Raw genomic sequence first — 24,872 nt, forward strand, 5'->3', positions numbered from 1 at the left:
TGAGCCGTTCAGGCGCGATACGGATAAACAGCTTTGGCGAGATCACGCGCCGCCGTCAGAGTCGCTCGGTCGAGGTCCTTGTGCCGTGCCCGTTCCGTGAGCCTCGCTAGCAGCGTGCACAGCGCCCGCTCGTCCCGGGAGGCAATGTCTGCGGCGTCGAGCGCGCTGACAGGGACAGGAGCCGGTGAATCTTCAGGCGTCAGGGCGAGGTCGGTCGCGGAACCGGCCCTCGGCACCTCGACGACGCGGATCGGCGTTCCGTGGCGCTCGGCAGCCATGCGTGCAGCAGATGAGTCGCGCCGACACGTGTCCGAGCAGTAGAGCCGGCAGCGTCCGCGACGTGGCCTGTCTTCAGGATCCATCATCAACACATCGCATCGCACGCACCGCGGCCACTCCGTGTCCACACGAGCGTCGCGCCATGCATCAGCGCGCGCAGCCGGTTGCTTCTTAACGGCTTTCGCCGCCTTGCTGCGCAGCAGCGCGCGTATCTCTCTGACATCAACACCGACCAGCTCGGCGATAGCCGCCAACGTCGCGCCACGTTCCCGCATGTCCTTGATCGATGCACAGGCTTCCGCGTAATAGCGGCTGCGCCTGCGCTGCGCCTCCGCCTCCGCTTGCTGGCGAGACTGCGCGACGCGACGGGCCTGCCATTCGTCCACATCCTGCAGGCGTCCGATCAACGCCCGAACGGCGGTCGCGTCATCGGCGTTGGCACGGTCCTGCTGCGCTCGCACTTCGTTCGCTCGGCGTTGCGCCTCGACGGCGCGACGACGCGCCTCCAGTTTCGACACAGCAGTCATGTCGACAACCTACGAAGCAACACGAGGTTTCGTCCACGACCACAGCCACATTCGTCTCAGTTCCGCGCGTCGCTCAGCGTCACTTCCGATGGCGCGCCCCGGCCGCTGTCGTCACTGCCGAGTAACCCGCCCCGCTTGCCACCAAGCCATCCCTGCCAGCCAGTTCCTCCAATTCCGACACACCTCTTGCACTCTGGGGCCAGCACGATCACTTTTCGTCGGACGATAAACACGCATCGATCCGCAATGCCATTGACGAAAGTGCTACGGGGTCTCAACGCGAGCAACCGCACTGCGAACGCTGAGGCGGTTCACGTCGCCTGGCCCGACATAGTCGTCGTGGGCATGCCTGCGATCTGCGTGCACGGCCCCTAGCGAGTGACGGCGAACATTTCGCCGGTGCCATCGCCGACGTGACTGGAGTGCAGAGGAAAGTTCGAAGACCAGCCAGACTGGGCGCAGTGAAACTCGTTGCCGCTAGAGGGCTATGCGAGCGGTCGCCCTGCATGCAGACTGGCGGCCTTCACGCGCTTGGTCTCGCCATCGTCGCTCTTGCAGTGGGCGGCGAGAAAGCCATCGACGAGGTTCTCGCAGTCGTCGTGAGTGATGCCGCGAATCCCGGTCATCCGGGCAAACGCCAGTGGGCCGACCAGTTGGCACAGCGCCAGTTCTCGGTCGAAGTTCTCCAACTCGGCTTGCGCCGTCGGGCTAGAGAGTATGGCGTCGAACGGTTGCCGGTACTGGTCGACGACTCGGGCCCGCAACGCGCCGGATGTGTGTCGATCATCGGCTTCGTTCGTCGGGCCGGTGGGACCAAGGGACAGCCATGCCAGCGTCGTGACATGCAGTGGCGCGTCGTTGAAAAGAGCGGCTTGGCGGCTTAGCAATTCGATCAACTGGTCACGCAGAGGGCCGCTGGTCGGTACCGGAGTCGCCACCTGGGGAAGCAAGCGTTCGAACGTGGCTGCGAGCAGGTGCGACGAACTTTGGAAATGGCGGTAAAGCGTGGTTCTGGCCACTTTGGACGCTTTGGTGACGGCATCGATCGTGACGGCTTCCACGCCGCCAGTGCTCAGAAGGGTCGCGGCTGCATCCAGCAGTCGATTTCGAGACCGGATTCGCCGCGGGTCCACGTCATCGTCAGGGACCGGCGCTGGCTGACTGTCGCTCACTCATTCACCTCGGCGGTCGATTTCACGCGATGCTGTCCTGGCAGTCTAGCAGTGTGGTACTAACGGTATCGAAGCGAAACCGATAGTATTGGAGCGTGATTGTGCCGGAAAGCGCGTCGCTGCCGAAGCGGTTACCTTCGCACACGACAACGTGCATGGGTTGCGGCCCCGACAATCCCCACGGACTGCAGTTGGTGGTGCACCGCCGCGGCGACGCGGTGTACTCCGACGTGATTTTCGACGAGCGCCACATCGGGGCTCCTGGGCTGGCCCATGGCGGAGCAGTTGCGGCGGCGTGCGATGACGTCTTGGGATTCACATTGTGGATCGCCGGCACACCAGCGGTGACTCGCAGCCTGACAGTGGAGTATCTGCGGCCGGTACCTCTGCATCAACCCCACAGGATCACCGCCCACATCCGGTGCCGCGAAGGACGGGCTCTGCACGTCATGGCGACGGGCACTGATTCCGATGGGGCCAACCGCTTCACCGCCACTGCGGTATTTGTCGCGGTCAGCCAGGATCACTTCGCTGCGCACGGCGACGTCAGTGCTTTTGGCGGCCTTCTCGAACAGTTCTCACGTCACGGCGGCCTCGACGACGGGCGACCATGACGCTCCCCCTTTCTCGCAGCCATGGCAAAACCCGACCGCTGGAGGCAAAATCAGCCGGCGGCCGGACGCGGACCGCTGTAGCGCCCGCCTCGCATTCATCCACCCAGCGCCGGGAAGCGATTCTGGACGCGGCCCTGCTCGTGGCCACGTCAGGTGGCTATGAGGCGGTTCAGATGCGGTCGGTCGCCGAGCGGGCCGGTATCGCCGTCGGCACGCTCTACCGCCACTTCCCGGCGAAGACCAACTTGTTGGTGGCGGCGCTATCGCGCGAGTTTCGCCGACTCGACTCGGCTGACGACTGGGCTAGCGGTGACGGCACGCCATTGGAACGGCTCGAACGTCTCACCACACACCTACATGACCGCTGGCAGCGCGATCCCTGGCTGACATCAGCCATGACACGAGCGTTCGCCGTTGCAGACACCCGGGCAGCCGCAGAACTAGACTGCGCCGCCGCCGAAATTCAGACCCTGCTGGCCCGCACGCTCAGGGGCGGCGAACCGACTCCAGCCGATTTACACATCGCCGCGATCATCTCCGACGTGTGGCTGGCCAACCTCGTGGCCTTTTGTGGCCACCGAGCGTCGGCCGCCGATACTCGCGAACGCATCGACCTGGCCACTCGGCGCGTGGTGACCAGCCGCGCACGACCCGCGGAAACCGCATAACGATACTAGTAGTATCGCAGCGCTACCTGAAGTACCCTTAGGGCGAGGCTCGATGACGCGGCGAAGGAGAGTGCCATGTATACCCAATGGATCGAAAATTGTGTCGTGCAACGCGTCTCCGTGCGCGACGGCCTGGTCCTGGACCTGGACGACTACAACGAGATTGTCATCTCGTGCCCCTTGCTGCTGACACTGCCTGCGGTCGACCCGTATCCCGCAGAAGCGGTACGCATCGATCCACTCAAGATCGCGACTGACGAACGCCCGTTGTTGAACCTCGCCGGCGCGGTGTGCACTCAGGCCTGGTCCGGCGACGATGGAGGGCTACACCTGAGGTTCTCGCGTGGACACAGCATCGACGTCGACCCCGATTCCGAGGAAACGGCATGGGAGTTGTACGGCAAGCGCCACGGCTACATGGCATGCCTACCCCGGGGGCGGGTACGCGTGGTCCGCCACGACCTCCCCGACAGCGACGACGCCAACATCCTCAACAACGCCGCACAACCGTCGGCGGGGTCGGCGCGACAGACGCACTAAATGCGACCGCGGACGGGGACGGGTCAACTTCGGCGGCAATGCGTGGATCAGATTGAACGTGGACCGGACTGCCCTGGCGACATCGAGGCGGGCGAGCATTCCCGAATGATGCTGTCGAGGTTTTGCTGCACGCGCTCGGGAGCGATGCCAACCGATGGTGAATACAGCATGATGTGGTCGAGGACGCCGTCGTAGCGTCTCAGCTGTTCACGGACCTCGTGTGCCGTCCCCGCGACGCCCATGGTGTCGATCATCTCCTCGGACACCGCGGCGAACATCGCCGGGAAATCGCGCTGGGCGAATGCTTCCCGGATGGTTCGGCCTTCGCTGGCGAAGCCGTTCACATCAAGTACCGTCTCGTAGGATTTGACCGAGGAGTAGAACGCAATCTGCTGCGCCAGTTCGCGCCTGGCGACCTCGGCGTCGTCGTGGATGGCGCACATCACCATGGAAATGATTTCCACGTCATTGGGGTCGCGGCCGGTGTGCGCGGCACCCCTGGCGATAGCGGGCCGGACGATCTCCTCGACGTAGGTGGTGGTGAACAGGGGATGTCCGGCCAGCCCGTCGGCCACCCGCCCGGCCGCCTCGCACATCCGAGGCCGGACACCGGCGGTGACGATCGGGATCGGCCGGCTGGAGGGTCCCACGTCGCCGGTCGGCGTGAGATTCATTCTGTAAAAACGACCCTCGTGATGGATCGGGCCTTCATGCAGGTTCCATATCCGGCGCAGCAGCATCACGAGTTCTTCCATCCGCAGCGCGGGCGCGGAGGTGTCGGGCACGCCGTGCCAGTCGCTCATCATCCGCTTGGTGCCGTTGCCGATGCCCAGCACCAGCCGTCCGTTGGAGAGTTCGTCGAGATCACGCGCCTCGGTGGCCAGCACCAGGGGGCTTCGGCCGACGCCGTAGAGAATGGAGGAACCGATCCGGCAGTTCTGTGTGCAGTTGGCCATCGCGGCCATGGAGATCGAACCCGACCGGGAGTAGAACTCCGAGGCCCATACGGCGTCGAACCCGGCCGCATCGGCGGCGTGTGCGGTCTGGGCCAGTGACTTCAAATCCGCGCCGAGAACCGACAGGCCGTAGGTGCTCATGACCGGTCTCCTGTGCGCGGGCGCGGGCCGTCGAATACGACGGCGCTGACCCGTGGCCGCCGTCTGGTGGAGGTGATCCTCGGCGACCAGGTACATGAGTGCGTTGATGATGTTTGCGTCGAGCGGGGTAAGAGACGTGGAACGCGCGCGGCCAGCCGTGCGCCACCTCCAAGGCTGGTGCTCAGCATCTTCCCTCCCTGGGTGACCGCACAATGCAGGGTGTCGAAGTCGCCTTCTGTATGGAACTAGTGAAGTGCGCCATCGTGACGACGACGAATAACCCTGAGGCGGACGCGACTAGCTGACCGGTAGTCTCCTCGCGCAATTCTGTCCGGACTTCGAGTTTCCGGCCGGTCTTGGACACCAGCTCCGCGCTGACCTCGTAGGGGACCCCCAGCAACACCGGCGCGTAGAACTCGGTATCGAACCTGCGGGTGACGGCCATCTCACCGACGACGTACAGCAACATGCCCACCATGTCGTCGAGTACGGTCATGACTGCGCCGCCATGTGCGATACCGGGTGCGCCGCGATGTCTGCCGTCGAAGATATGCCTGGCACCCACCCCGTCGCCATGCCGACGCGCTCGCAGGCGATGACCGTGCGGATTGTCTGTGCCGCAACCAAGGCACCACGGGTGGTGCGCATCAAGGTAGTCGCCGTCGGCGGCGACAGCACGATCCTGAAAGCTATGCCACCATGCGATGGCCGAATCTTCTTCCGCTTGCTCTTCGATGACGAAACCCTCCTAAATAGACCCTCGTAGCGCGTGGTTCACCACACGACTGAAGAATTGCGCCGGCGTCGACTGGGCTGATCGCCGGTAGATATGTATGTAGGACTCGTTAGCCCGCCGAGATCATCGCTGCGACACACCTTCCGATTAGGACACTGTCGGCTATCTGGTCCTGCCCGTAATCCCTTGGACTGCAGTGTATTCATAGCCGGCCAGATCGCGTCACAATGAACTGGCACACAGTCCGCAGCGCCTCACAACTCCTGGGAGAAGGCGTCACGCTGGGCTCCAGCGCCAGCCATGAGCGGGCCGTACCGGTGATGCAACTCTGTAACGATGTCGGTGAAGGGGAGATCGTGGTACCAACCGCGGTCGTTGAGGTACTCCATGTGTTGGCTTCCCCCACCGTCGTAGGCATGGAGGAGCGCATCGGTGTGGCCGTCGAAGTCGATCGGAGGTACACCGAATCGCGCGCAGAGCTCGGCATTGAACGCCGGAGTGGCCTTCACCCAGCGGTTGTTGAGTTGTAATTCGCTATATCCGTGGTAGACGAACACGTCGGTACCTCCCATCCGGGCACGCAATGTGGTGGTCTGCAGATGGTTGCGCACGTCCGCGAATCCGAGCCGGGCCGGAATGCCCGCCGCACGAGCTGCCGCGGTCAGCAGCACCGCCTTCGGTATGCAATACGCCCTCGACGCTGTCGCTACATAGCTCGCCCGATAATGCTCGGGATCGTCGTCGGTGCTATAGGGATCGTACCAAATCCTGTCCCGCACAGCGGTGAAGATCAACCTCGCCTTCTGCACAGGGTCACGAACGTCACCGACCGCGTCCTCGGTGAAGCGCTGTACATCGTCGTGCTGCCAATCGAGGAACCCAGTTGTCTCCAGGAAACTCGATTCGTTTGAAGTGTCGCTCACAGATAGCCTTTCAGATAAGCCTCGAGGCCGGTATCGACAGTGCCAACGGATCGACTGGCCGTTTCGAGGGCTTCGACGAGGCGTGTTTCGGAGTCCGGGATCGTCGCGGCGATTTTGGCCGCAGCGAGACTACGACTCCGTAGCGATGTGCCGGCATCGGTGGCTGCGGCCGCAAGCTCAGACCACGCTTGGGAAGCGTGTCGGGCCGCGGCCGCCGCTTCGGCTGCGGCGGCGTCCCCGAGGAGATCGGCGATATTCTGGCAACCTTGTGCTTGCAGCATACGAAAGAGCCCGCCACCGGTTCCGGCTTTCTCGATGAACGCCCCGAGCCCGAACAATGCCGCGGTCAGGGCGTCGTCATCAAACACCGTTGGCCAATGCCGTACGTCATCGGCGAACTCCTGCACACCCTTCAAACCGGAGGCCTCGACTTCAGCTGCCTCGATGCGCAGTAGCGGCGCACCTACGGCACCGCCGCGCATGAAAGCTGCGCTCGCGGCTAATGCAGTGGCGGCAATCGGCCCAAGGTCGGGCACTCGCTCCGGCCAGTCGACGTGATATGTGGTGTGCCGGGTCGGTGTAGGGAACCCTACCGAGGACCGCGCCCGGCGCAGGTCGTCATAAGCCACCGTTTGGGTGGTCTCGCGGTCATTATCGACCACATAGGCAACCCCTTGTTCGTCATCATATCCGGTGATGACGATGTCGTGACGGCTCATGTGCAATCGGACGCGCAGGTAAGGAAGTTCGCCGATGTCAGCCCAGACCATGACGGGTCGGCCCTTGTCGACTTCGTCGGTAACAAATGACCATCCCACGTCTGCGTCATCGGTCGATCGCACTACGCAGTTTGCACCAACTCGGGAGAGGTAGTCTTTTTCCAGGTCGCTTCCTCGTCCTACCAGGTAGATCTGGGGAAACAATTGCGTAGAGCGGACGTACGAGAAGTCCAAGGCTCCGCCGAGGGTGAAGACCAATCCTTCACTGAGTGTTTCTGTCCCCCATCCTAGTTGTGCCCATTCAGTAAGGTCACGCAGCGCACCGGAACCACAGTGCCCTCCTCTCCTGTGGGGATAGGGAATTTCAATCCTCGCCATCGCCGCTTCCTCTCTTGTCCAATAGCACTGTTAAGACTCATCGAAAGCTACGTTCCATCAAGGCGTCGCGGCTGGCGGTAGGTGCCAGAACTGGTCGACCGCAGCCAATCTCACCCGCGCAGCTCGACCGCCTATGACTATGGGAAACATTGCTTTCGATCGCTATCCGCATCAAAGCGTCAACGGTGAGAGCCCCTGACCCGCAGCATCGCCATCGTTGTACTGAGCTCGCTTGGTGCCGTTTTGCGCTTCCCTGCTTTCGGTGCTCTGTCAGAATCGGATGAGTCCTCGGATGTTGCGGCCTGACCGCATGTCGTCGTAGCCCTCATTGATCTCATCGAGGGTGTACTCACGGGTGATCAGCTCGTCGAGTTTGAGTTGTCCGGAGTTGTAGAGTTCGACGAGCCGCGGGATGTCGTGGGCGGCGTTGGACGAGCCGTAGAGGGCACCGCGGATCTGCTTTTCATACAGCGTTAATTCCAGCAGCGAGCCCGACATCGACGTGTCTTCGGGGTGTCCGATCGCGGTAATGACCACACGGCCGCGTTTACCGACCAGTGATAGCGCCTCAGCGGTGTAGGCCCCTTCGGCGACGTCGGTGGTCAAGACGCAGACGTCGGCGAGTTTGCCACGGGTGATGTCGCTGATCAGTGACCAGGCCTCATCGATGGTGGCAACGGCATGCGTCGCGCCGAAACCGCCAGCTTGTTCGCGCTTGAACTCCACTGGGTCGACAGCCACGATGGTCAACGCGCCAGCGATGCGGGCGCCTTGGATCGCATTCATGCCGATGCCGCCGGCGCCGATCACGACCACGGTATCCCCGGCGCGCACGTCACCGGTGCGTACCGCCGAGCCGTAACCGGTCGTGACACCGCAACCGATCAAGGCCGCCTTGTCCAACGGTGTCCCGTGGTCAACCTTGACCAAGGAGGCCTTCGGCACCACGGTGTATTCCGAGAACGTGCCCAGCAAGCACATCTGGCCGACATCCTCGCCGCGGGCATGGAAGCGGTAGGTGCCGTCGATCTGGGGTCCCATCATGATCGCCGCACCCATGTCGCACAGGTTTCCCATCCCGCGCGCGCAGTAAGAGCAGTGCCCGCAAGACGGCAGGAACGTCAGGATGACCGAATCGCCCTCGGCCAGGTCCTCGACACCTGCACCCACCTCGACCACGGTGCCGGCGCCTTCATGACCACCGACGACGGGCAGCGGAAACGGCAGATCACCGGTCACCAGGTGTTCGTCTGAATGGCACAACCCGCTGGCGGTCAACCGGACCAGCACTTCATCCGCACCGGGCGGATCCAGCTCGATCTCATCAACCTCCCACTTCTCTCCCAAGCCCCAGAGCACGGCAGCGCGTGTTTTCATGTGTGTCCTCTCCTCAACGTCGGTGCTTCCGTAGCAGTGGATGGTTCACGCCAGCGTCTCGACGGCGAGCTCACCGTCGGCATGCTGGCGGCGCAGCTTCTTCTTGTCGAACTTGCCAGTAGACGTCAACGGAACGTCGGCGACGAACGCCCACCGTTCCGGTAGCCACCACTTGGCCACCCGTGCACGCAGGAACTCAGTCAACTCCGCAGCGGTGGCGGTGCAGTCAGCGGCCAGGACCACCACTGCCAGCGGCCGTTCCTGCCACTTGTCGTCGGGCACTCCAATCACCGTGGCGGTGCGTACTGCAGGGTGAGCGGCCAACTCGTTCTCCAATTCCACCGAGGAGATCCACTCCCCTCCAGACTTGATCACGTCTTTGGCGCGGTCGGTGAGAGTGATGAACGCATCGGCGCTGATGGTCCCGACATCCCCGGTGCATAACCAACCGTCCGGCGACACCGCCGGACTGTCATGCTCGTAATAGGACTGAGTGATCCACGGGCCGCGGATCTGAATCTCCCCCACCGACAGTCCGTCCCAAGGTTGTTCTGCACCGCTGTCATCAACGATGCGCGCCTGCACACCGGCCACTACCCTGCCTTGGGTTCCCCGCAGGTAAAGGGACCTCTCCGGGGTGTCGGTGTTCCGCGGCAGAGCGACCGCAGCCAGCGGGGAGGTCTCAGTCATCCCCCAGGCCTGCACGATTCGGATGCCCAGTTCGTCATAGGCAGTCATCAACGACCTCGGAACCGCCGAACCACCGCACGCCACCATCTCCAGCGAACTCACGTCGTGGCCGGGATTGTCGCGCAGGTAGTGCAAGACATCGGTCCAGATCGTCGGCACAGCGCCCGCCATCGTGGGCCGGGCCGCCTCGATCATCTCCACCAATGGCCCCGCCTGCAGGAAACGGTCAGGCAGCAGAAGCTGCGCCCCCGCCATCATCGCCGCATACGGCAACCCCCAGGCATTAGCGTGGAACATCGGAACGATCGCCAACACCGTGTCGTCATGACCGATGCCCAAGGCGTTCGAGGTGCACGCCGATTGAGAGTGCAACCACGTCGAACGGTGGCTGTAGACAACGCCTTTCGGGTGCCCGGTAGTACCGCTCGTGTAGCACATCGCTGCGGCCGACTGCTCGTCGACGTCGGGCCAGTCGAACGTGCTCGGCTGGGCTGCCACCACATCGTCGTAGCGAAGGACGTCCTTTCCGCAGCCCTGCACTGCGGTAAGATCACCCGTGCCGGTCACCAGCACCGTGCGCACCGAGGTCATCGACGGCAACGCCGCCGCCAACAGGTTCAGCACCGTACCGTCGACGATGATCACCTGATCTTCGGCATGATTGGCGATCCACGTCAGCTGTTCAGGTGGCAGCCGCAGATTCAACGTATGTAGCACCGCACCCATCGACGGCACCGCCGCGTAACAGTCCAGGTGCTCCTGGTTGCTCCACTGCAGCGTCGCGACACGCTCGTCTCCACAAATGCCTATCTCGCGCAACGCATTCGCCAACCGCGCCGCACGCTGCCCCAACTCATGATACGACACCCCAGAGATCTGTTGGGGTCCGCGTGCGGTCAACACCTCGCGATCGCCATGGACTGCCGCAGCATGGGCCACGATCGCGGGCACCGTCAACGCAACGTCCTGCATCGTGCTCCTCATCGAGAGCCCGCCCGACAACCCTTGATGAGGCGACGGTCACGCATCGATGAGGTCCTGCCGATCCTGACTCTGCAGCATCAACCGGTACTCGGGGAACAGATTCTTGGCCTGCGGAATCAACTTGATCAACTTCGGCACCGGGCCCTTTGCGCGCACCGTCCCCTTGGCCATCGCCATCGTCAGGTTCACCTTGCCCAGCCAGAACTTGTTTCCAGTGTCCGCCGACATGAACAACTCCACGTTGGGCACCGCGGTACTGGCCGCTCCGGTCTCCACCACCTTCTTCGGCATGTCCACCGTTACCACCGCGTCCGGATCGGTGTAGTGCACCCGTAACACCACACCCGAATTTGCGAGCTTGTCCGCCAGTCCCTCCTTCTCCAAGCCCCGTTGAAAGATCCCACCCAAGAAGGCATAGACCTCGTCCTCGTCCTTGAATACCGCCACCGTCAATCTCCACCAATCTCGTTGTCAGAACAGAACAGTCGCGAGCATCGACTCAAGACGATGCTCCCCCCGCAAAAATCGTCACGCCTGTTGGCGACCTCCACTAGCTTCTGATGCGCTGCGGTAACACCGCCGAGGTGCCCGGCGGCATCCGCTAGCCAGTCCCCGCGGCCAGCGGAGTTGGATGGCGGTTCTCGCTGACGTTCGTCTCCGACACACGCGTCGCAATCGCAGTCGCCGTCCCATCGCCCATGCAGCCATGACCTCAGACCGAGCCGGCGAGCATGAGTTCGGCCCGTTCGACGGGGACCTGCTGCGTAATGACCCGCTTGCTGAACATGAAGTCGCGGGGGCGATTGATGCAGTCGGCGGCGATGAGCTCGCCGGCACGCAGGTAGAAGCAGGTGAAGTCGCGGTCGCGGGTCGGGTCGCCGCTGAGGACCACCTCGTCGTACCCGGTGTTGAGACCCGCGATCTGGAGCTTGAGGTCGTATTGATCTGACCAAAACCAAGGCAGCGCTGATATCTTCTTGGACTTCCCGCACAAAGTCGCCGCCGCGACTTTGGCCTGCTCGGCCGCACTGGGCACGGACTCCAGACGTATACGGCGGCCGTAACGAGCCATGTCGTGGCTGACGCAGTCCCCGGCGGCCATGATGGCGGAGTCGCTGGTCTGGGCTTGGTCGTCGATCACGACGCCGTTGTCGACGACCAAGCCCGCGGCAGCGGCGAGCTCGGTGTTCGGCTCAACGCCGATGCCGACAATGACGAGGTCGGCGGAAATCGATTCGCCACCGGCCAGGACTACTTCGCCGACTTTGCCGTCGCCAGACAGAGCCTCGACCCGCGCGCCCGTCTGGATGTTGACGCCCGCCTCCCGGTGGATCCGGTCGAAGAACGCCGATACCTCCGGGGCGGTCACCCGTTCGAGGACGCGCTCCGTCGCCTCGAGCACGGTGACCTCTAGACCCAACGCACGCAAGGAGGCAGCCGTCTCCAATCCGATGTAACCGCCGCCGATGATCACGGCTCGACGCCCCGGTCTGGTGGCGTCTCGGATCATCTCGACGTCCGCCGCGGTGCGTAGGTAGAAGACTCCGGCCAGGTCGGCGCCTGGGGTGGAGAGCCGACGGGGGCGCGCGCCCGTGCACAGCGCGAGCCTGTCGTAGGGCAGCACCTCGCCGGTGCTCAGCGAGAGGTGACCCGCTGCGCGATCGATTGCCTCCACCGTCGCATCCAGAACTTCGATTCGCAGCTTTGTGTAAAACTCGGCGCTGCGGATCGCGAGCTTGTCGACTGTGCAGTTCCCGGCCAGATATGCCTTCGACAGCGGAGGGCGTTGGTAGGGCGCTGCCGATTCATTGCCGACGAGGACGATCTCGCCGTCCCATCCTTCTTGACGAAGGCTGGCCGCCAGTTGGGCGCCCGCGTGGCTGGCGCCCACGATGACCGCTCGATGCAAAGTCATGCGCCGGCTTTCGGGGTGAGGCGGACCATCAGCTTGCTGATTCCCCTGACGAAGTTGGATTGCACGTATTCGGGCTCACCAATGACCTCGATCTTCTCGAAACGAGGAAGCAGCTCCTCCCACAGGATCCGCAACTGCATCTCGGCCAACCGGTTGCCCATACAGCGGTGGACGCCGAACCCGAAAGAGATGTGGTTGCGGGCGTTGTCCCGGTCGATGATGAAGTCGTCGGGCCGATCGAATACGCGCTCATCGCGGTTTCCCGATGCGTACCACATCACGACCTTGTCACCCTTGCGAATGAACTGACCATTCAGCATGGTGTCGGCCTTGGCGATCCGGCGCATGTAGGCGAGTGGCGTCTGCCATCGGATAATCTCGGAGTTCATGTTGGGGATCAGGTCGGGATTTGCTTTCAGCTTCTCGAACTGGTCCGGGTAGCGGTTCAACGCGAGAACGCCGCCGCTCATCGAGTTCCGGGTCGTGTCGTTGCCTCCGACGATCAGCAGCAGAAGGTTGCCCAAGAACTCCATCGGCCGGTCGATCAGGTCTTTGGTGCTTTCATTGCTCTGCAGCATGGTGATCAGATCGAACCCAGGCTCTTCTCCGGCACCGGTCCGGGCCGCCTTGTCGTGCCAGTGCCGGCTGAGATCTCGGGCCATGGCGCGCATGCCGACGAACGTCTCGTCAAGGTCCGAGGGACCGCCGTTGGTTTGCTCCATCGAGGTTGCCAGATCCGACCACTCGACAAGCTTGCGACGCTGCTCGTACGGAAAGTCCAGCAGGGTCGCAAGCATTCGAGCGGTCAGCTCGATCGAGACGTCGTGAACCCAGTCGAACGGCTGATCCACGGGGAGGTTATCCAGCACCTCCCTTACGCGCGAGCGAATCAGACCCTCCATTTCCCGTAGGTTCTTGGGTGCGACCACCCCTTGGACAGCCGCCCGCTGCAGGTCGTGGCGTGGTGGATCCATCGCGATGAACATCTTGATATCCAGGAAGCGGGGCGGCACCCCGATGACGATCAATGGCTCAGCGGAGAAGACCTCATGATTCTTGTCGACGGCCACGATGTCGGCATGCCGGGTGACGGACCAAAACGGGCCGAAGGCACTGTGCCGCTGATAATGGACCGGAGCTTCGTTACGCAGGCGCTCGTAGTATGACTGCCAGCGCCCCTGGCGATAGAGAAAAGGATTGCTGAGATCGATGTCGGCGAGTTCGACCTCCTCGGCCGGCGGAATAGGACGCTCTACAAAGAGTTTCTTCCCGTTCGTACCGGTCACCCAACGCCGAGTTTTGTCGTAGGCGTGTGCACCTTGAATCTGCAGGTCGATCGGGATGGTCGCCTGAACTTTCTCGGCGACCTTTTCAGAGATTTTTACCATGTTTGACCACTTCCCTTCGTCGTCACATCTGGAACTCCGGCAGATGGACGATCAAGCCGTCCCATGCCTCGGAGGCCGTCATCTGGCAGGACAGCCGAGAGGTCGGCTGACGCTCGGGGTTCATCGCGAGCATCTCCTCTTCGCCGACGCCGGAGGAGCCGACCTGATCGGACCACTGCGGATCGACGACGACGTGGCAGGTACCGCACGCCGCTTCGCCTCCGCAGTCGCCGTCGATGCCAGGCACTGCATTGTTGGTCGCGACCTGCATGAGTGACTGGCCTTCATCGAGAGGCACCTGGTGCTTGTCGCCGTCGTGGGAGACAAAAGTGACAACGGCCATTACCGACTCCTCTTAAGTTGCCCTGAATGTGAATACTTGTTAACAGGATTGTCCAATCCGAGCGCTTCCGCTATGTTTGCGCGGATCAGGAACTTGTGGATTGGGCTCAGGGGGCACGATCGGTGAAGTTCAGCAACGCCGGTGTGCCTCCGGTCGCGTTCGTGCAAATGCTGGAGAGCCAGGCACTCGACCCGGACGCCGTCGCGCGGCTTCGCACCATCATGGCGCGCGAGGGAACCGACGAGGCGACGCTGATGCAGCACGATGTCCAGGCGCCACTGCGGTGGTTTCGCGATCTGTACCCCGATCTAGACGTCGACCGGGCAACCCTGCTCGGCTTCTCGTTTGCAGGACAGGCACAGTTGACATCTTTCGGCCCGTTGAGCGTCCCGCTGGTCAGCGCAGGCTCGGTAGCCGAGATCGTCGAGCTGCTCACCTATCTACCGTTGATCACCACGGCGATCAATGCACAATTCCGTCCAAACGACCAAGGTCTCACCGTCGGGCTCTGGGGGCACACAGGCGATCGGGCCCTGGACTGCTTAGCAGTCACATATACCGGCTCGGCGTTGTTACGACTGCTGGACATGCTCGTCAGTGACGCGCTGACCGTCACGCTCCACTTGAGTTGGTCAGCGCCGGTCTCCCTGAACAAACTCGCGGCAGAGATGGTACTAGCCGGGCGCCTGTTCTTTGACGCACCGATGTCCTACCTTCATGTTCCCGTCAACGCGCTCAATGAAGTGTGCCGGTTCTCCGATCCCCTTGCGTATCGACTCGCCGTCGCCGAGCTGAGGCGGACCCTCGACGAGCAGAGCGGAGCCACGTCCTTCTCCAAGAAGGTGAGACGGTTGTTGGACGAGGATCCCGGACAGCGAAGTTGCCAGCGGGTCGCAGACGAACTCTCGGTATCCACCAGCACACTCAAACGCCGGCTCGCCGAAGAGGGCACCACGTTTCGCGAGTTGCGCCAGTCGTGTCTGCGGGAGAGCGCGATGATGCTGTTAATCACCCGATCAATGTCGGCAAGCCAGATCGCGACCGAGCTCGGATACGGCGATCTTGCTAACTTCTCACACGCCTTCAAGCGATGGACCGGCCGCTCTCCGAGCGAGTACCGACGCTCACAACGCTGAGGATGTCCCCGCACGCCCGGAGATAGCCGGTCATGGGTAGCTTCTTCTTCTGAAAAGAAGTAACCGGTGCTTAAGAATCAGCCACGACGTCACCGAACGGCCGTGGAGGCCGCTGACCGAAGTCGAGTGAGTCATCAGTAGCAGGCCAAACCGTGCCCGACACGGCGACTGAACGGCAGAGCCGGGCGCTGGTGTGAATAGTCATTCGCTATTGTCGATACATGCCAGCGAAGACAGTCCGCACCGAACTCACCTCGGGCGCCATCGAAGGATTCACGCGGGACGGCGTCAATCGCTGGCGTTCCATTCCCTACGCCAAGCCACCAGTCGGCGCGCTGCGGTTCAAGGCTCCCCAGCCGGTCGAAGCGTGGGACGGCGTCCGACCCTGCCACCGATTCCGCTACTGCGCTCCACAGCCCCGCCGATACACCATCGTCGGTCCGGGCAAGTTCCAGCCCATGAGCGAGGACTGCCTCACCCTCAATGTCGTTGCACCCGACGGCGGCTCGGACCGACCTCTGCCCGTGATGTTCTTCATTCACGGCGGGGCGTACTTCCTGGGCAGTTCCGCGACACCGATCTATGATGGCGCGTCGCTTGCCCGCAGCGGTTGCGTGTACGTATCGGCAAACTACCGCCTCGGCGCGCTAGGGGCTGTCGACCTGTCGTCGCTGTCCACCGCAGACATCCATATTGACGACAACCTCTACTTGCGTGACCTCGTGTCGGCGCTCAGGTGGGTACGCGAGAACATCGCGGCATTCGGCGGCGATCCCGATAACGTGACGATCTTCGGAGAGAGCGCGGGCGCGCACGCCGTTACCACTTTGCTGGCCGTGCCAGCGGCGAAAGGGCTTTTCGCACAGGCTATCTCACAAAGTCCGGCCGGCGCGCTATCCCGCTCCCAGGAGCTGGCCGCGGAGTTCGCCGCCAAGTTCGCATCCATTCTCTGCGCCGACGAGCGGGAGCCCGCCCGCCTCCTGTTGGCGGCGCGTCCGGCTCAACTGGTGAATGCATTCGATCGCTTGCTCACCACGAGTGCATCGGACCTTGCTGGCGGTTACCCGGTGGGATGCACATTCGGAACCGACTATCTACCGTCCGAGCCCATTCAAGCGATGCGCGACGGCAAGGCGTACCGTGTGCCGCTGATCGTCGGTACGAACGCCGACGAGGGCCGGTTGTTCACTCGCTTCCTCAAACTCCTCCCGACGAACGAAGCCAAGATCGAAGCGTTACTAGCGGGAGCGGAACCCACCTGTCGCGAGCGAATTACTGCTGCCTATCCCGAATATCCGGCCCCCGATGCCTGTATCCGACTGGGGGCCGACTTCACATTCGGATCGACACTGTGGCAGCTCGCGGATTCCCACAGTCGGCACGCCCCCACATATCTGTACCGCTATGACTTCGCCCCGCGAACTCTGCAATGGGCCGGGCTGGGTGCCACCCATGCGACGGAGCTTCTTGCGGTGTTCGACGCCTACCGCACGCCGCTCGGTCGGCTACTCAGCGCCGGAGCCGATCGCCGCTCGGCCCTACGCGTGAGCGACGACATGCAAGGGCGCTGGGATGCTTTCGCACGCACCGGAGTTCCAGGAGACGGCTGGCCGCGCTACACCAGCGACGCCCGTCCGGTCCTCGTCTTCGATCGCGCTTCGCGAGTGGACAACGACCCCCACGCCGACCGCCGGAAAGCATGGGAAGGTTTTCAAGTCCTCGGACGCTGACGAGCGGTTCCCCGCGGCGACGCATGCGTTCACAGCATTTGGCACCGATTGTTTCTGGGAGCCAAGGGTGAAACGGTGGCAAGGAGCACCTCCGGCGTGCCAATCCCAAAAGGCCGAAGAGGGCCACATTCTTGCCGAGGACTTGACGTACGAATGCAACCCCGTGTTGCGGCCTTGGGATCCGATCTCGTCAATCGCTCGAACCGAATGCGGCCGACGAGGTGGCGAACCCAACATTTACGGAGCTGGCCACGCCGGTCGGGTTGCGCCGCCGGACGCAACGCGTTCGCTCACCAACTGGTCCTCGCGACATTCTGCCGGGTAACGTACTGCGAGTGAACGAGCCCTCACATCGGGAGGGCGGGTGCCGATCAGGACGGGGATTGATGAGCGAGGAAGCGATCACCTACGAGGTCGTCGACGGGGTGGCCTGGTTGACGATCAATCGCCCCGAGGCACGGAACGCGCTCAACGGGGCGGTCCGGCAGGGACTGTTCCACAGCGTTCACCGCTTCAACGCCGACGACTCCGCCAAGGTTCTGGTGCTGACCGGGGCAGGCGATAAGGCGTTCTGCGCCGGAGGGGACCTTAAAGAGATGGCGGAGACGGCGCTCACGGTTCCGCCGCCAGACTTCGCGCCGCAATTCGGGCGCAACATCCAGGTCGCCAAGCCGACCATCGCCGCGGTGAACGGCGTCGCCTTCGCCGGCGGATTCCTACTGGCCCAGCAGTGCGACCTCGTCATCGCAGCCGAGCACGCCAGGTTCGCGGTCAGCGAGGTCAAGGTAGGCCGCGGCTCGCCATGGGCTGTCCCGCTGTCGTGGCTGCTGCCGCCGCGGATTGCGCTGCAGATTTTGATGACCGGCGACCCGATCACTGCCGAGCGCGCCCGCGAGGTAGGCATGGTGAACGAGGTCGTGCCCGCAGCGGAGCTGCGGGTACGAGTTCAGGAGATCGCCCTGCGGATCGCTTCCAACGCACCGCTGTCCGTACTCGCGGCAAAAAAGACCGTATACCTCTCCGCAGCGCACCACCTGACGGAGGCCTACGCCCACGCCGACCAGATATGGGAGCCGGTGTACCTCAGCGCCGACGCGCTAGAGGGTCCCGCCGCGTTCCGCGAGAAGCGCACACCGGTTTGGAAGGGACGTTAGACGTGGCCGTGCCGATGGAGTCCTTGATCACCGACATCGGGGCGGAAACGGCCGAGCTGTGGTCACTGATCGCCGAGCTGCCCGAGGGGCAAGCCGGGTGGGACGCGCCCACCCCCGCGGCAGGCTGGGCGGTCCGCGATCAGATCAGCCATCTTGCGTTCTTCGACGACGCCGCGGTGCGCTCAGCCACCGACCCCGAAGGGTTCACGGCCGAGGTGCTGCCCATGCTCGCCGACGGCCGGATCTCCCCGGACACCATCGCCGAGCGCTACCGGCCGATGCCGACAGCGGAGCTGCTGTCCTGGTTCGACGGCGCGCGCCGCGCCCTCGTCGCTGCCTTCGCAGCGATCGACCCCTCGATGCGGGTGCCGTGGTTCGGCCTCCCCATGAGCGCGGCTTCCTCGCTGACCGCGCGGATCATGGAGACCTGGGCGCACGGTCAGGACATCGCCGACGCGCTGGGAGTGACCCGTGTGCCCTCGGCCCGGTTGCGCCACGTCGCCCACATCGGCGTGGGAGCGCGGGCGTTCAGCTACATGGCCAACGGCCTGGAGGTGCCCGAGGAACCCGTCCGTGTCGAGCTCACCGCACCGGGGGGCACGCTGTGGACCTGGGGCCCCGACGGCGTGCCCAACCGGGTCACCGGCACTGCGCACGACTTCTGCCTGCTCGTCACCCAGCGCAGGCATCGCGACGACACCGCACTGCACGTCACCGGTCCGCTCGCCGACCAGTGGCTCTCCATCGCGCAGGCCTTCGCCGGACCTCCCGGTGGCGGGCGCACCGCAGGACAGTTCGACGGAGGTGTGTCGTGAGGGACCCGGTACGCATCGGAAATTGCTCGGGCTTCTACGGCGACCGGATCGCCGCGGCGCGGGAGATGGTCGAGGGCGGGACGGGCGAGCAGAGCATCGACGTGCTGTGCGGGGACTACCTCGCTGAACTGACGATGCTCATCCTGGCGAAGGCCCAGGCGAAGGATCCGGCGGGCGGTTACGCGCGCACGTTCCTGACCCAGATGGAGCAGGTGTTGGGCACCTGTTCCGACCGCGGTATCAAGATCGTGGCCAACGCCGGTGGGCTCAACCCGGCCGGGCTGGCCGTCAGATTGCGCGAGCTTGCGGACCGGCTCGGTATCACCGTCCGGATCGCCCACATCGAAGGTGACGACTTGCGCGGGAACCTCTCCGCGATCACCCCTGCGGTCGGTGAGGTCAAGCCGGTCTCGGCCAACGCCTACCTCGGGGGTTGGGGTATCGCCGAAGCGCTGGGTGCGGGCGCCGACGTCGTCGTCACCGGACGGGTGACAGACGCCTCGCTGGTCGTCGGCCCGGCCGCCTGGTGGCACGGGTGGGAGCGCACCGACTGGGACCGGCTCGCCGGTGCCGTCGTGGCCGGCCACGTCATCGAATGCGGACCACAGGCCACGGGCGGCAACTACGCCTTCCTCGACGAGATCACCGACCGTCGCTACCCGGGCTTCCCGATCGCGGAGGTGGCGGCCGACGGCTCGTCGGTGATCACCAAGCACGCCGACACCGGGGGGCTGGTGTCGGTCGGTACGGTCACCTCCCAGCTGCTCTACGAGATCGCCGAGCCGGCCTATCTGGGGCCCGACGTGGTGACTCACTTCGACACGATCTCGCTGGCCCAGCAGGCCGAGCACCGGGTGGCGATCACGGGTGTCACCGGCAGCCCGCCACCGGAGACGCTCAAGGTGGCGCTGAACGAGGTCGGGGGCTACCGGAACACCATGACGATGGTGCTCACCGGCTTGGACCTGGAGGCGAAAGCCGCGTTCGCGCAGCAGCAGCTGTTCGACATCCTCGGCGGCCGGGGATCCTTCGCCGAGGTCGACGTCCGGTTTCTGCGTTTCGACACACCGGACGCCCCCACCAACGACCAGGCGTGCGCGCACTTGCGGATCACGGTCAAGGACACCGACCCGCGCAAGGTCGGCCGGGCGTTCTCGAGCGCAATCATGGAGATCGCTCTGGCCGGGTATGCCGGCTTCCACACCACCACGCCACCCACGTCGGAGTCAGTGTTCGGCGTGTATCGCCCAGCGACCGTGCCCCGGTCGAGCGTGACGCAGGTCGTGGTGCTGCCCAACGGTGAGCGCCGGAGGATCGCCGATCCGCCGACCGGTAGCGTGCCGGCCGCGAAGGTCCGGGGCAGCGCGGCAGCCGCGCCGCCGACCGAGCCGACATGCCGCGCGCCGCTGGGCGCGGTTCTGGGCGCGCGGTCCGGCGACAAGGGCGGCAACGCCAATATTGGTCTCTGGGCCCGCGACGACGCCGGCTATGCCTGGGTGCGCGAGCACTTAACCGTCGAGCGACTGCGCGGGCTGCTCGGCCCGGAGGCTGCGCAGCTGCGCATAGAGCGATTCGAGCTGCCCAACCTGCGTGCGCTCAACGTTGTGGTGCACGGGCTGCTGGGGGAAGGCGTGGCATCCTCGACCCGGCCGGATGCCCAGGCGAAGGGCTTGTGCGAGTACCTGCGCTCCCGCATCGTGGACATACCGCAATCCCTTGTCGGCGCGACCTGACAAATCCCGAATTTGGAGTAGCCGGGCCACTCTGTCGACGTATCGCCAATCAAGTCGCCGTCCTCTGCCTGCTGCTTGACGTAGCCCCTTTGCCAAAGCCGTGTTGCCGAACGATGTGATGACGATCGGATGACGCCAACAGCGTCCGGCAGACGGAGAGATGGCTTTGTCCAGTTCCTTGCCGAACTGGACATCCAAAGAGGGCGCAGCGATCTGCCCACGCGGTTGCCGATCTTGGCCAATGAGCGGGCACATCCACGAATGGGGATCACACGCGCAGGCGCCAGCCACCTGCCACTGGGCGTCTACATTTCAACTCAACCTGGGATTGTGAGCAGGTGTTAACGTTCGTAGTGTAGCTCCCGGCGCTGCAGTGCTGCGCGAGCCCTGGTTGCGAGCGAAGGAAGGTAGTAGTGAACAAGGTGGTCGTTGCCGGACGTACCCGGGTCGGCGGCGAACGTCGGGAACGGATTCTCGCCTCTGCCACCGAGTTGATTGCCGAGCGGGGCTACCACGCTGTCTCCATGGCCGACATCGGCGTTGCATCAGGGGTTGTCGGGCCGGCCATCTATCGCCATTTCAACAGTAAGAGCGATCTACTGGCGGCCCTCTTCGAGCGAGTGGTGGACAAACTCCTTAAGCGTGCGACGGCGATCGTCGAGCAGTCCCGCGACGAGGCGGAGGCGCTGACCCTGCTGGTGTCAGACCAAGTCGCCTTGGTAATGGATCAACGCGAGCTGGCAATGGTGTATTACCGCGAAGTGCACAATCTGTCGGATCAGCACCAGAGCCGGTTGCGCCGAAAGCAGCGACTCTATCTAGAAGAGTGGGTACACCTCGTCGGAGAATTGCGGCCCGCGGTCGATGAGATTGAACTTCGGGCGATGGTTCATGGAGCGATCGGAGCCATTCAATCGATCTTGCACTACCGCGGCACTGGCCTGGCTCCCGAACAGACCTCTGCGCTGCTCGTTGCGATGGGTCACGCCGTGCTCGGCGTCCCCGCGTCGAGTCACCAGGTGCGCGGCGTGAACACTGAACCATCCTGTCCGCGTCCCGGTACGCCGCAGCACTAAGCAGGTCCAGGGTGTCAGCAACACACGAAGACGACCTCGCTCAGTATGTCTGCACGACGGTCTTGAGGGCGACAGCCGCCAGGAAAGGACTCATCTAATTGCCTGGCTGCATGCCCAGGGCTTCACGATTGATCAAAGCCGACTGGTGGCCCCAACCCCTCTCCTTCTTCCTACAAGCCGCGTACTGGGTGATGAGGGACGGTACGTCTCTCTGCGCGAGCTGAGCACGGAAACCGGAATCCAGACGAAACAGTCGCCATATTGCGGGCCCTCACGGAAGGCATCGGGCAGGCCACGGAGATGATGCGTGGCTTCGCGCGCTGAACATGTTGAAAGCTTCAGCCCGACGATTTGGAGAGGCTCGCGAATCGACTCGCGACTGCTGCGCGCGAGGCTGCCAACCCACCGGTTGAGATTCGTGAAACCCTCGGGGCGCGGTCATGCTGGTCTCATCACGACCGACGCCGCTGGTGACGACGATGCTGGACCTGATCGACAGCGCGTCAGCAAATGACCTGCCTTCCTTGAGGATTGGCGTGGCGTCCGGGTCAGCGGTCTCGCGCGCGGGCGACTGGTTCGGCAACCCCGTGAACCTGGCCAGCCGAGTGAGCGCGGCGGCGCGGCCAGGCGCAGTGTTGGTGGGACTCCACGCGGGTGATCGTCGACGACGCAGGCCTCCGGTGGTCGTCCGCCGGCGCATATCGTCTGAAGGGCGTCAGCAGCAAGGTCAACCTGTCTCGGGCGCGGCGCGCCCAGGCCGGCCGAGTAAGGCCCCCGTTTGAAGCGAGCTCGCCGGGTATCCGCCTAGTGAACAGTGACCGCCTAATGAACAGTCACCACCGACTTGATAAGCGAACGCCACCTCGCTATCGCGGCCCCTCGTAACCAATCTAGCGGTCGAATTCGATCTAAAGCGACCGAGCAATGATCTCCTTCATAATCTCGTTTGTCCCACCGTAGATCTTCTGAACGCGAGCATCGGCCCACATCCTGCCGATGGGATACTCGGTCATATAGCCGTAGCCGCCGTGGAGCTGCAAGCAGTCATCAAGGGCGACCATCGCACGCTCAGTAGTCCACCATTTCGCCATCGCGACGGTGGGGATGTCGAGTTCACCGCGCAGATGGCGGGCGACGCAGTCGTCGATGAAAACGCGGCTGATGTGGGCGTCGGTGGCGACCTCGGCGAGCTTGAACTTGGTGTTTTGGAAGGCGAAGACGGGCTTGCCGAAGGCATGCCGATCTTTGGTGTATTCCACAGTGAACTCGAGCGCTGTTTCTAGTACTGTCACTGCACCAAGCGCAAGGATCAATCGCTCTTGGGGAAGTTGCTGCATCAACTGAATGAACCCCTGGCCTTCAGTCGTACCCAGGAGGTTCTCAACCGGAATGTGCACATCTTCGAAATAGAGCTCGGAGGTGTCCTGTCCGCGCTGACCGACCTTGTCCAACACCCGACCCCGCCGAAAGCCCGGTCGATCGCCTTCGACCAAAACCAACGAGATTCCGTTCGCTCCGGCACTGGGGTCGGTCTTCGCAACGACGATGATGAGGTCGGCCTGAGCGCCGTTGGTGATGAACGTTTTGGAACCGTTGACAACGTATTCGTCTCCAACGCGCGATGCCTTGGTCGTGACAGATTGGAGATCGGAGCCAGTGCCCGGCTCCGTCATCGCAATCGCGCCAACCATCTCACCAGTTGCCAGTCTGGGAAGAAAGCGTTCCTTCTGCTCATCGGTGCCGTACTCGAGCAGGTAGTGGGCGACGATTCCACTATGAAGCGGCGCGCCCCATGCCGAATCGCCGATGCGGGCCTGTTCCTCAATCAAGACTGCTTCGTGAGCGAACGTTCCCCCACCTCCGCCGTACTGCTCGGGGATTGACATGCACAGCAACCCAAGATCACCCGCCCGGGTCCACAGGTCCCGATCCACGTGGTGCTGCTCGATGAAGCGGGCACTGTGCGGCGCGACCTCCTTCTCACAGAACGTACGTGCCAAATCCCGCAGTGCGTCGAGGTCGTCGTCCATCCAGCTAGAGCGGTTGGCTGCCATTACAAAGTCCTCACTGTGTTTGCTTGCGCACCGATCCCGCAATGGTCTCGCTTCGCCTGTGGGTACATGGTGTACCACGAATCGCACGCCGGGTACAACACGTACCCAGAACTTTCCAGAGCGCGGGGCGTTACGGTGACATCGTGGAGCGACAGCACTGGGTGGACACCACAGCGGTACGCCGCGCGGCCAGTAGGTTGCCGGGCCGTGAACTACGTCGTGAACAGATCATCGAAGCGGCGCTCAGCGCAATCGAAGAGAACGGGCCCCACGCACTCACGGGCCAAATCGCAGACAAGGCCGGTTTGGGACGCACACACTTCTACCGCCACTTCGCAAGTAAAGAAGAACTCGATCTTGCCGTGGCTCGTCACGTCCACCGCGAACTCACTGCGAAGATTCGCCTAACTCTGGATGTCCAGGGATCGCCGCTAGACGTGATACGCGCGCCGGTCACTCAGCACGTCATGTGGGCTGACGAACACCCCAACCTCTATCGGTTCCTGGTGAACCGACACTATCGGCGCAGCACCGAGAAGACCGCGCCCGGCAGCAGCGCATTCGCCTCTGAACTCGCCGTCGCGGGTGCCCGTTACTTTCCTCGCTACGGCGAGGACTCAGAGGCGGCAGACCGCAATGTCGCCGCCATCATGGGCTTGATGGACGCTTCGGTCCTATGGTGGCTGGACCATCGCGACTCCACTCGTGACGAACTCGTCATTCGGTTGACACGGCAAACCTGGTTGATAATCAATGACAGGCTGCAGGAACTGGGATTCCAGCTTGATCCCCACTTACCACTCTGCGAACCGAAAACCTGACCA

25 protein-coding genes are annotated in these 24,872 nt (G+C 63.5%); 12 read left to right on the forward strand and 13 right to left on the reverse strand.

The window, feature by feature from the left end:
- Window positions 1-8: 8 nt before the first annotated feature.
- The gene (locus Q2100_RS03465) at window positions 9-806 is read right to left on the reverse strand and encodes a coiled-coil domain-containing protein (protein WP_067992214.1); all 798 of its coding nucleotides are present in this window, start codon (window positions 804-806) and stop codon (window positions 9-11) included.
- Between the two features lie 485 nt (window positions 807-1,291).
- Window positions 1,292-1,978 (reverse strand): TetR/AcrR family transcriptional regulator, encoded by a 687-nt coding sequence (locus tag Q2100_RS03470; RefSeq protein WP_067992211.1) that lies wholly within the window; start codon window positions 1,976-1,978, stop codon window positions 1,292-1,294.
- A gap of 155 nt (window positions 1,979-2,133) precedes the next feature.
- Here Q2100_RS03470 and Q2100_RS03475 point away from each other — a divergent pair, with 155 nt between their 5' ends.
- The 3 genes from Q2100_RS03475 (at window position 2,134) to Q2100_RS03485 (ending at window position 3,800) form a co-directional block, all read left to right on the forward strand.
- Entirely contained in the window at window positions 2,134-2,592 is a 459-nt protein-coding gene (locus Q2100_RS03475) for a PaaI family thioesterase (RefSeq protein ID WP_218620378.1), read from the forward strand.
- Window positions 2,589-3,260 (forward strand): TetR/AcrR family transcriptional regulator, encoded by a 672-nt coding sequence (locus Q2100_RS03480; protein WP_067992207.1) that lies wholly within the window; start codon window positions 2,589-2,591, stop codon window positions 3,258-3,260. The genes Q2100_RS03475 and Q2100_RS03480 overlap by 4 nt, the downstream gene beginning before the upstream one ends.
- A 75-nt stretch (window positions 3,261-3,335) precedes the next feature.
- The gene (locus tag Q2100_RS03485; RefSeq protein WP_062655118.1) at window positions 3,336-3,800 is read left to right on the forward strand and encodes a DUF6188 family protein; all 465 of its coding nucleotides are present in this window, start codon (window positions 3,336-3,338) and stop codon (window positions 3,798-3,800) included.
- 47 nt (window positions 3,801-3,847) lie between these two features.
- On the opposite strand, the gene Q2100_RS03490 is transcribed toward Q2100_RS03485, so the two are convergent.
- Both Q2100_RS03490 and Q2100_RS03495 read right to left on the reverse strand, forming a co-directional pair.
- Entirely contained in the window at window positions 3,848-4,897 is a 1,050-nt protein-coding gene (locus Q2100_RS03490) for an LLM class flavin-dependent oxidoreductase (RefSeq protein WP_062655119.1), read from the reverse strand.
- Between the two features lie 181 nt (window positions 4,898-5,078).
- Window positions 5,079-5,462 (reverse strand): PaaI family thioesterase, encoded by a 384-nt coding sequence (locus tag Q2100_RS03495; protein ID WP_078281697.1) that lies wholly within the window; start codon window positions 5,460-5,462, stop codon window positions 5,079-5,081.
- Between Q2100_RS03495 and Q2100_RS03500 the strand changes: the two genes are divergently transcribed.
- Window positions 5,430-5,663 carry a hypothetical protein gene (locus tag Q2100_RS03500; protein WP_162291742.1) on the forward strand — a complete coding sequence of 78 codons (234 nt, stop codon included), beginning with the start codon at window positions 5,430-5,432 and terminating at the stop codon, window positions 5,661-5,663. The genes Q2100_RS03495 and Q2100_RS03500 overlap by 33 nt on opposite strands.
- A gap of 224 nt (window positions 5,664-5,887) precedes the next feature.
- Here the strand turns inward: Q2100_RS03500 and Q2100_RS03505 are convergent, their stop codons facing one another.
- From Q2100_RS03505 to Q2100_RS03540, 8 genes are all read right to left on the reverse strand, one after another.
- Window positions 5,888-6,556 (reverse strand): transglutaminase-like domain-containing protein, encoded by a 669-nt coding sequence (locus tag Q2100_RS03505; protein WP_043985051.1) that lies wholly within the window; start codon window positions 6,554-6,556, stop codon window positions 5,888-5,890.
- Window positions 6,553-7,653 carry a BtrH N-terminal domain-containing protein gene (locus Q2100_RS03510; protein ID WP_067992202.1) on the reverse strand — a complete coding sequence of 367 codons (1,101 nt, stop codon included), beginning with the start codon at window positions 7,651-7,653 and terminating at the stop codon, window positions 6,553-6,555. Before Q2100_RS03510 ends, Q2100_RS03505 begins: the two co-directional genes overlap by 4 nt.
- 270 nt (window positions 7,654-7,923) lie before the next feature.
- A complete protein-coding gene (locus Q2100_RS03515) occupies window positions 7,924-9,030 on the reverse strand; it encodes an NDMA-dependent alcohol dehydrogenase (RefSeq protein WP_067992199.1) in 1,107 nt (368 codons plus the stop codon).
- A 45-nt stretch (window positions 9,031-9,075) separates the two neighbouring features.
- Window positions 9,076-10,692, reverse strand: coding sequence for a fatty acid--CoA ligase (locus Q2100_RS03520; RefSeq protein WP_078290122.1), 1,617 nt, complete (start codon window positions 10,690-10,692; stop codon window positions 9,076-9,078).
- 48 nt (window positions 10,693-10,740) lie between these two features.
- Complete coding sequence (locus Q2100_RS03525) at window positions 10,741-11,151, reverse strand: SCP2 sterol-binding domain-containing protein (RefSeq protein ID WP_067992196.1); 411 nt, start codon at window positions 11,149-11,151, stop codon at window positions 10,741-10,743.
- 265 nt (window positions 11,152-11,416) lie between these two features.
- A complete protein-coding gene (locus Q2100_RS03530) occupies window positions 11,417-12,619 on the reverse strand; it encodes an NAD(P)/FAD-dependent oxidoreductase (RefSeq protein WP_067992193.1) in 1,203 nt (400 codons plus the stop codon).
- Window positions 12,616-14,007 (reverse strand): cytochrome P450, encoded by a 1,392-nt coding sequence (locus Q2100_RS03535; protein ID WP_011895434.1) that lies wholly within the window; start codon window positions 14,005-14,007, stop codon window positions 12,616-12,618. Before Q2100_RS03535 ends, Q2100_RS03530 begins: the two co-directional genes overlap by 4 nt.
- A 22-nt stretch (window positions 14,008-14,029) precedes the next feature.
- Window positions 14,030-14,350, reverse strand: a complete 321-nt coding sequence (locus Q2100_RS03540; protein WP_011895435.1) for a 2Fe-2S iron-sulfur cluster-binding protein — start codon at window positions 14,348-14,350, stop codon at window positions 14,030-14,032.
- Between the two features lie 122 nt (window positions 14,351-14,472).
- Between Q2100_RS03540 and Q2100_RS03545 the strand changes: the two genes are divergently transcribed.
- The 7 genes from Q2100_RS03545 to Q2100_RS03575 all read left to right on the forward strand — a co-directional run bounded on the left by Q2100_RS03545 (window position 14,473) and on the right by Q2100_RS03575 (window position 22,298).
- Window positions 14,473-15,486 carry a helix-turn-helix domain-containing protein gene (locus tag Q2100_RS03545; RefSeq protein WP_041800299.1) on the forward strand — a complete coding sequence of 338 codons (1,014 nt, stop codon included), beginning with the start codon at window positions 14,473-14,475 and terminating at the stop codon, window positions 15,484-15,486.
- Window positions 15,487-15,707: 221 nt separating this feature from the next.
- Window positions 15,708-17,216: a carboxylesterase/lipase family protein gene (locus tag Q2100_RS03550; protein ID WP_067992190.1), complete on the forward strand. Its 1,509-nt coding sequence runs from the start codon at window positions 15,708-15,710 to the stop codon at window positions 17,214-17,216.
- Window positions 17,217-17,602: 386 nt separating this feature from the next.
- Window positions 17,603-18,370, forward strand: coding sequence for an enoyl-CoA hydratase/isomerase family protein (locus tag Q2100_RS03555; protein ID WP_011895438.1), 768 nt, complete (start codon window positions 17,603-17,605; stop codon window positions 18,368-18,370).
- Between the two features lie 2 nt (window positions 18,371-18,372).
- Window positions 18,373-19,185, forward strand: coding sequence for a TIGR03084 family metal-binding protein (locus Q2100_RS03560; RefSeq protein ID WP_011895439.1), 813 nt, complete (start codon window positions 18,373-18,375; stop codon window positions 19,183-19,185).
- Window positions 19,182-20,918 carry an acyclic terpene utilization AtuA family protein gene (locus Q2100_RS03565; RefSeq protein ID WP_067992188.1) on the forward strand — a complete coding sequence of 579 codons (1,737 nt, stop codon included), beginning with the start codon at window positions 19,182-19,184 and terminating at the stop codon, window positions 20,916-20,918. Before Q2100_RS03560 ends, Q2100_RS03565 begins: the two co-directional genes overlap by 4 nt.
- Before the next feature lie 413 nt (window positions 20,919-21,331).
- Window positions 21,332-21,994: a TetR/AcrR family transcriptional regulator gene (locus Q2100_RS03570; protein ID WP_011895441.1), complete on the forward strand. Its 663-nt coding sequence runs from the start codon at window positions 21,332-21,334 to the stop codon at window positions 21,992-21,994.
- 106 nt (window positions 21,995-22,100) lie between these two features.
- Complete coding sequence (locus Q2100_RS03575) at window positions 22,101-22,298, forward strand: adenylate cyclase regulatory domain-containing protein (protein ID WP_231963591.1); 198 nt, start codon at window positions 22,101-22,103, stop codon at window positions 22,296-22,298.
- 604 nt (window positions 22,299-22,902) lie between these two features.
- On the opposite strand, the gene Q2100_RS03580 is transcribed toward Q2100_RS03575, so the two are convergent.
- Window positions 22,903-24,048, reverse strand: a complete 1,146-nt coding sequence (locus Q2100_RS03580) for an acyl-CoA dehydrogenase family protein (protein ID WP_011895443.1) — start codon at window positions 24,046-24,048, stop codon at window positions 22,903-22,905.
- A 143-nt stretch (window positions 24,049-24,191) separates the two neighbouring features.
- Here Q2100_RS03580 and Q2100_RS03585 point away from each other — a divergent pair, with 143 nt between their 5' ends.
- Window positions 24,192-24,869, forward strand: coding sequence for a TetR/AcrR family transcriptional regulator (locus Q2100_RS03585; RefSeq protein WP_225397498.1), 678 nt, complete (start codon window positions 24,192-24,194; stop codon window positions 24,867-24,869).
- Window positions 24,870-24,872 lie beyond the last annotated feature (3 nt).

It is taken from the genome of Mycolicibacterium arseniciresistens, assembly GCF_030519285.1.
In the GTDB taxonomy this organism is placed as follows: domain Bacteria; phylum Actinomycetota; class Actinomycetes; order Mycobacteriales; family Mycobacteriaceae; genus Mycobacterium; species Mycobacterium arseniciresistens.

Coding starts and splice junctions, on each gene's coding strand:
- Q2100_RS03465 (WP_067992214.1), bottom strand. CDS start 806: ATGACTGCTGTGTCGAAACTGGAGGCGCGTCGTCGCGCCGTCGAGGCG.
- Q2100_RS03475 (WP_218620378.1), top strand. CDS start 2,134: ATGGGTTGCGGCCCCGACAATCCCCACGGACTGCAGTTGGTGGTGCAC.
- Q2100_RS03480 (WP_067992207.1), top strand. CDS start 2,589: ATGACGCTCCCCCTTTCTCGCAGCCATGGCAAAACCCGACCGCTGGAG.
- Q2100_RS03485 (WP_062655118.1), top strand. CDS start 3,336: ATGTATACCCAATGGATCGAAAATTGTGTCGTGCAACGCGTCTCCGTG.
- Q2100_RS03490 (WP_062655119.1), bottom strand. CDS start 4,897: ATGAGCACCTACGGCCTGTCGGTTCTCGGCGCGGATTTGAAGTCACTG.
- Q2100_RS03500 (WP_162291742.1), top strand. CDS start 5,430: ATGTCTGCCGTCGAAGATATGCCTGGCACCCACCCCGTCGCCATGCCG.
- Q2100_RS03510 (WP_067992202.1), bottom strand. CDS start 7,653: ATGGCGAGGATTGAAATTCCCTATCCCCACAGGAGAGGAGGGCACTGT.
- Q2100_RS03515 (WP_067992199.1), bottom strand. CDS start 9,030: ATGAAAACACGCGCTGCCGTGCTCTGGGGCTTGGGAGAGAAGTGGGAG.
- Q2100_RS03520 (WP_078290122.1), bottom strand. CDS start 10,692: ATGCAGGACGTTGCGTTGACGGTGCCCGCGATCGTGGCCCATGCTGCG.
- Q2100_RS03530 (WP_067992193.1), bottom strand. CDS start 12,619: ATGACTTTGCATCGAGCGGTCATCGTGGGCGCCAGCCACGCGGGCGCC.
- Q2100_RS03535 (WP_011895434.1), bottom strand. CDS start 14,007: ATGGTAAAAATCTCTGAAAAGGTCGCCGAGAAAGTTCAGGCGACCATC.
- Q2100_RS03540 (WP_011895435.1), bottom strand. CDS start 14,350: ATGGCCGTTGTCACTTTTGTCTCCCACGACGGCGACAAGCACCAGGTG.
- Q2100_RS03550 (WP_067992190.1), top strand. CDS start 15,708: ATGCCAGCGAAGACAGTCCGCACCGAACTCACCTCGGGCGCCATCGAA.
- Q2100_RS03555 (WP_011895438.1), top strand. CDS start 17,603: ATGAGCGAGGAAGCGATCACCTACGAGGTCGTCGACGGGGTGGCCTGG.
- Q2100_RS03580 (WP_011895443.1), bottom strand. CDS start 24,048: ATGGCAGCCAACCGCTCTAGCTGGATGGACGACGACCTCGACGCACTG.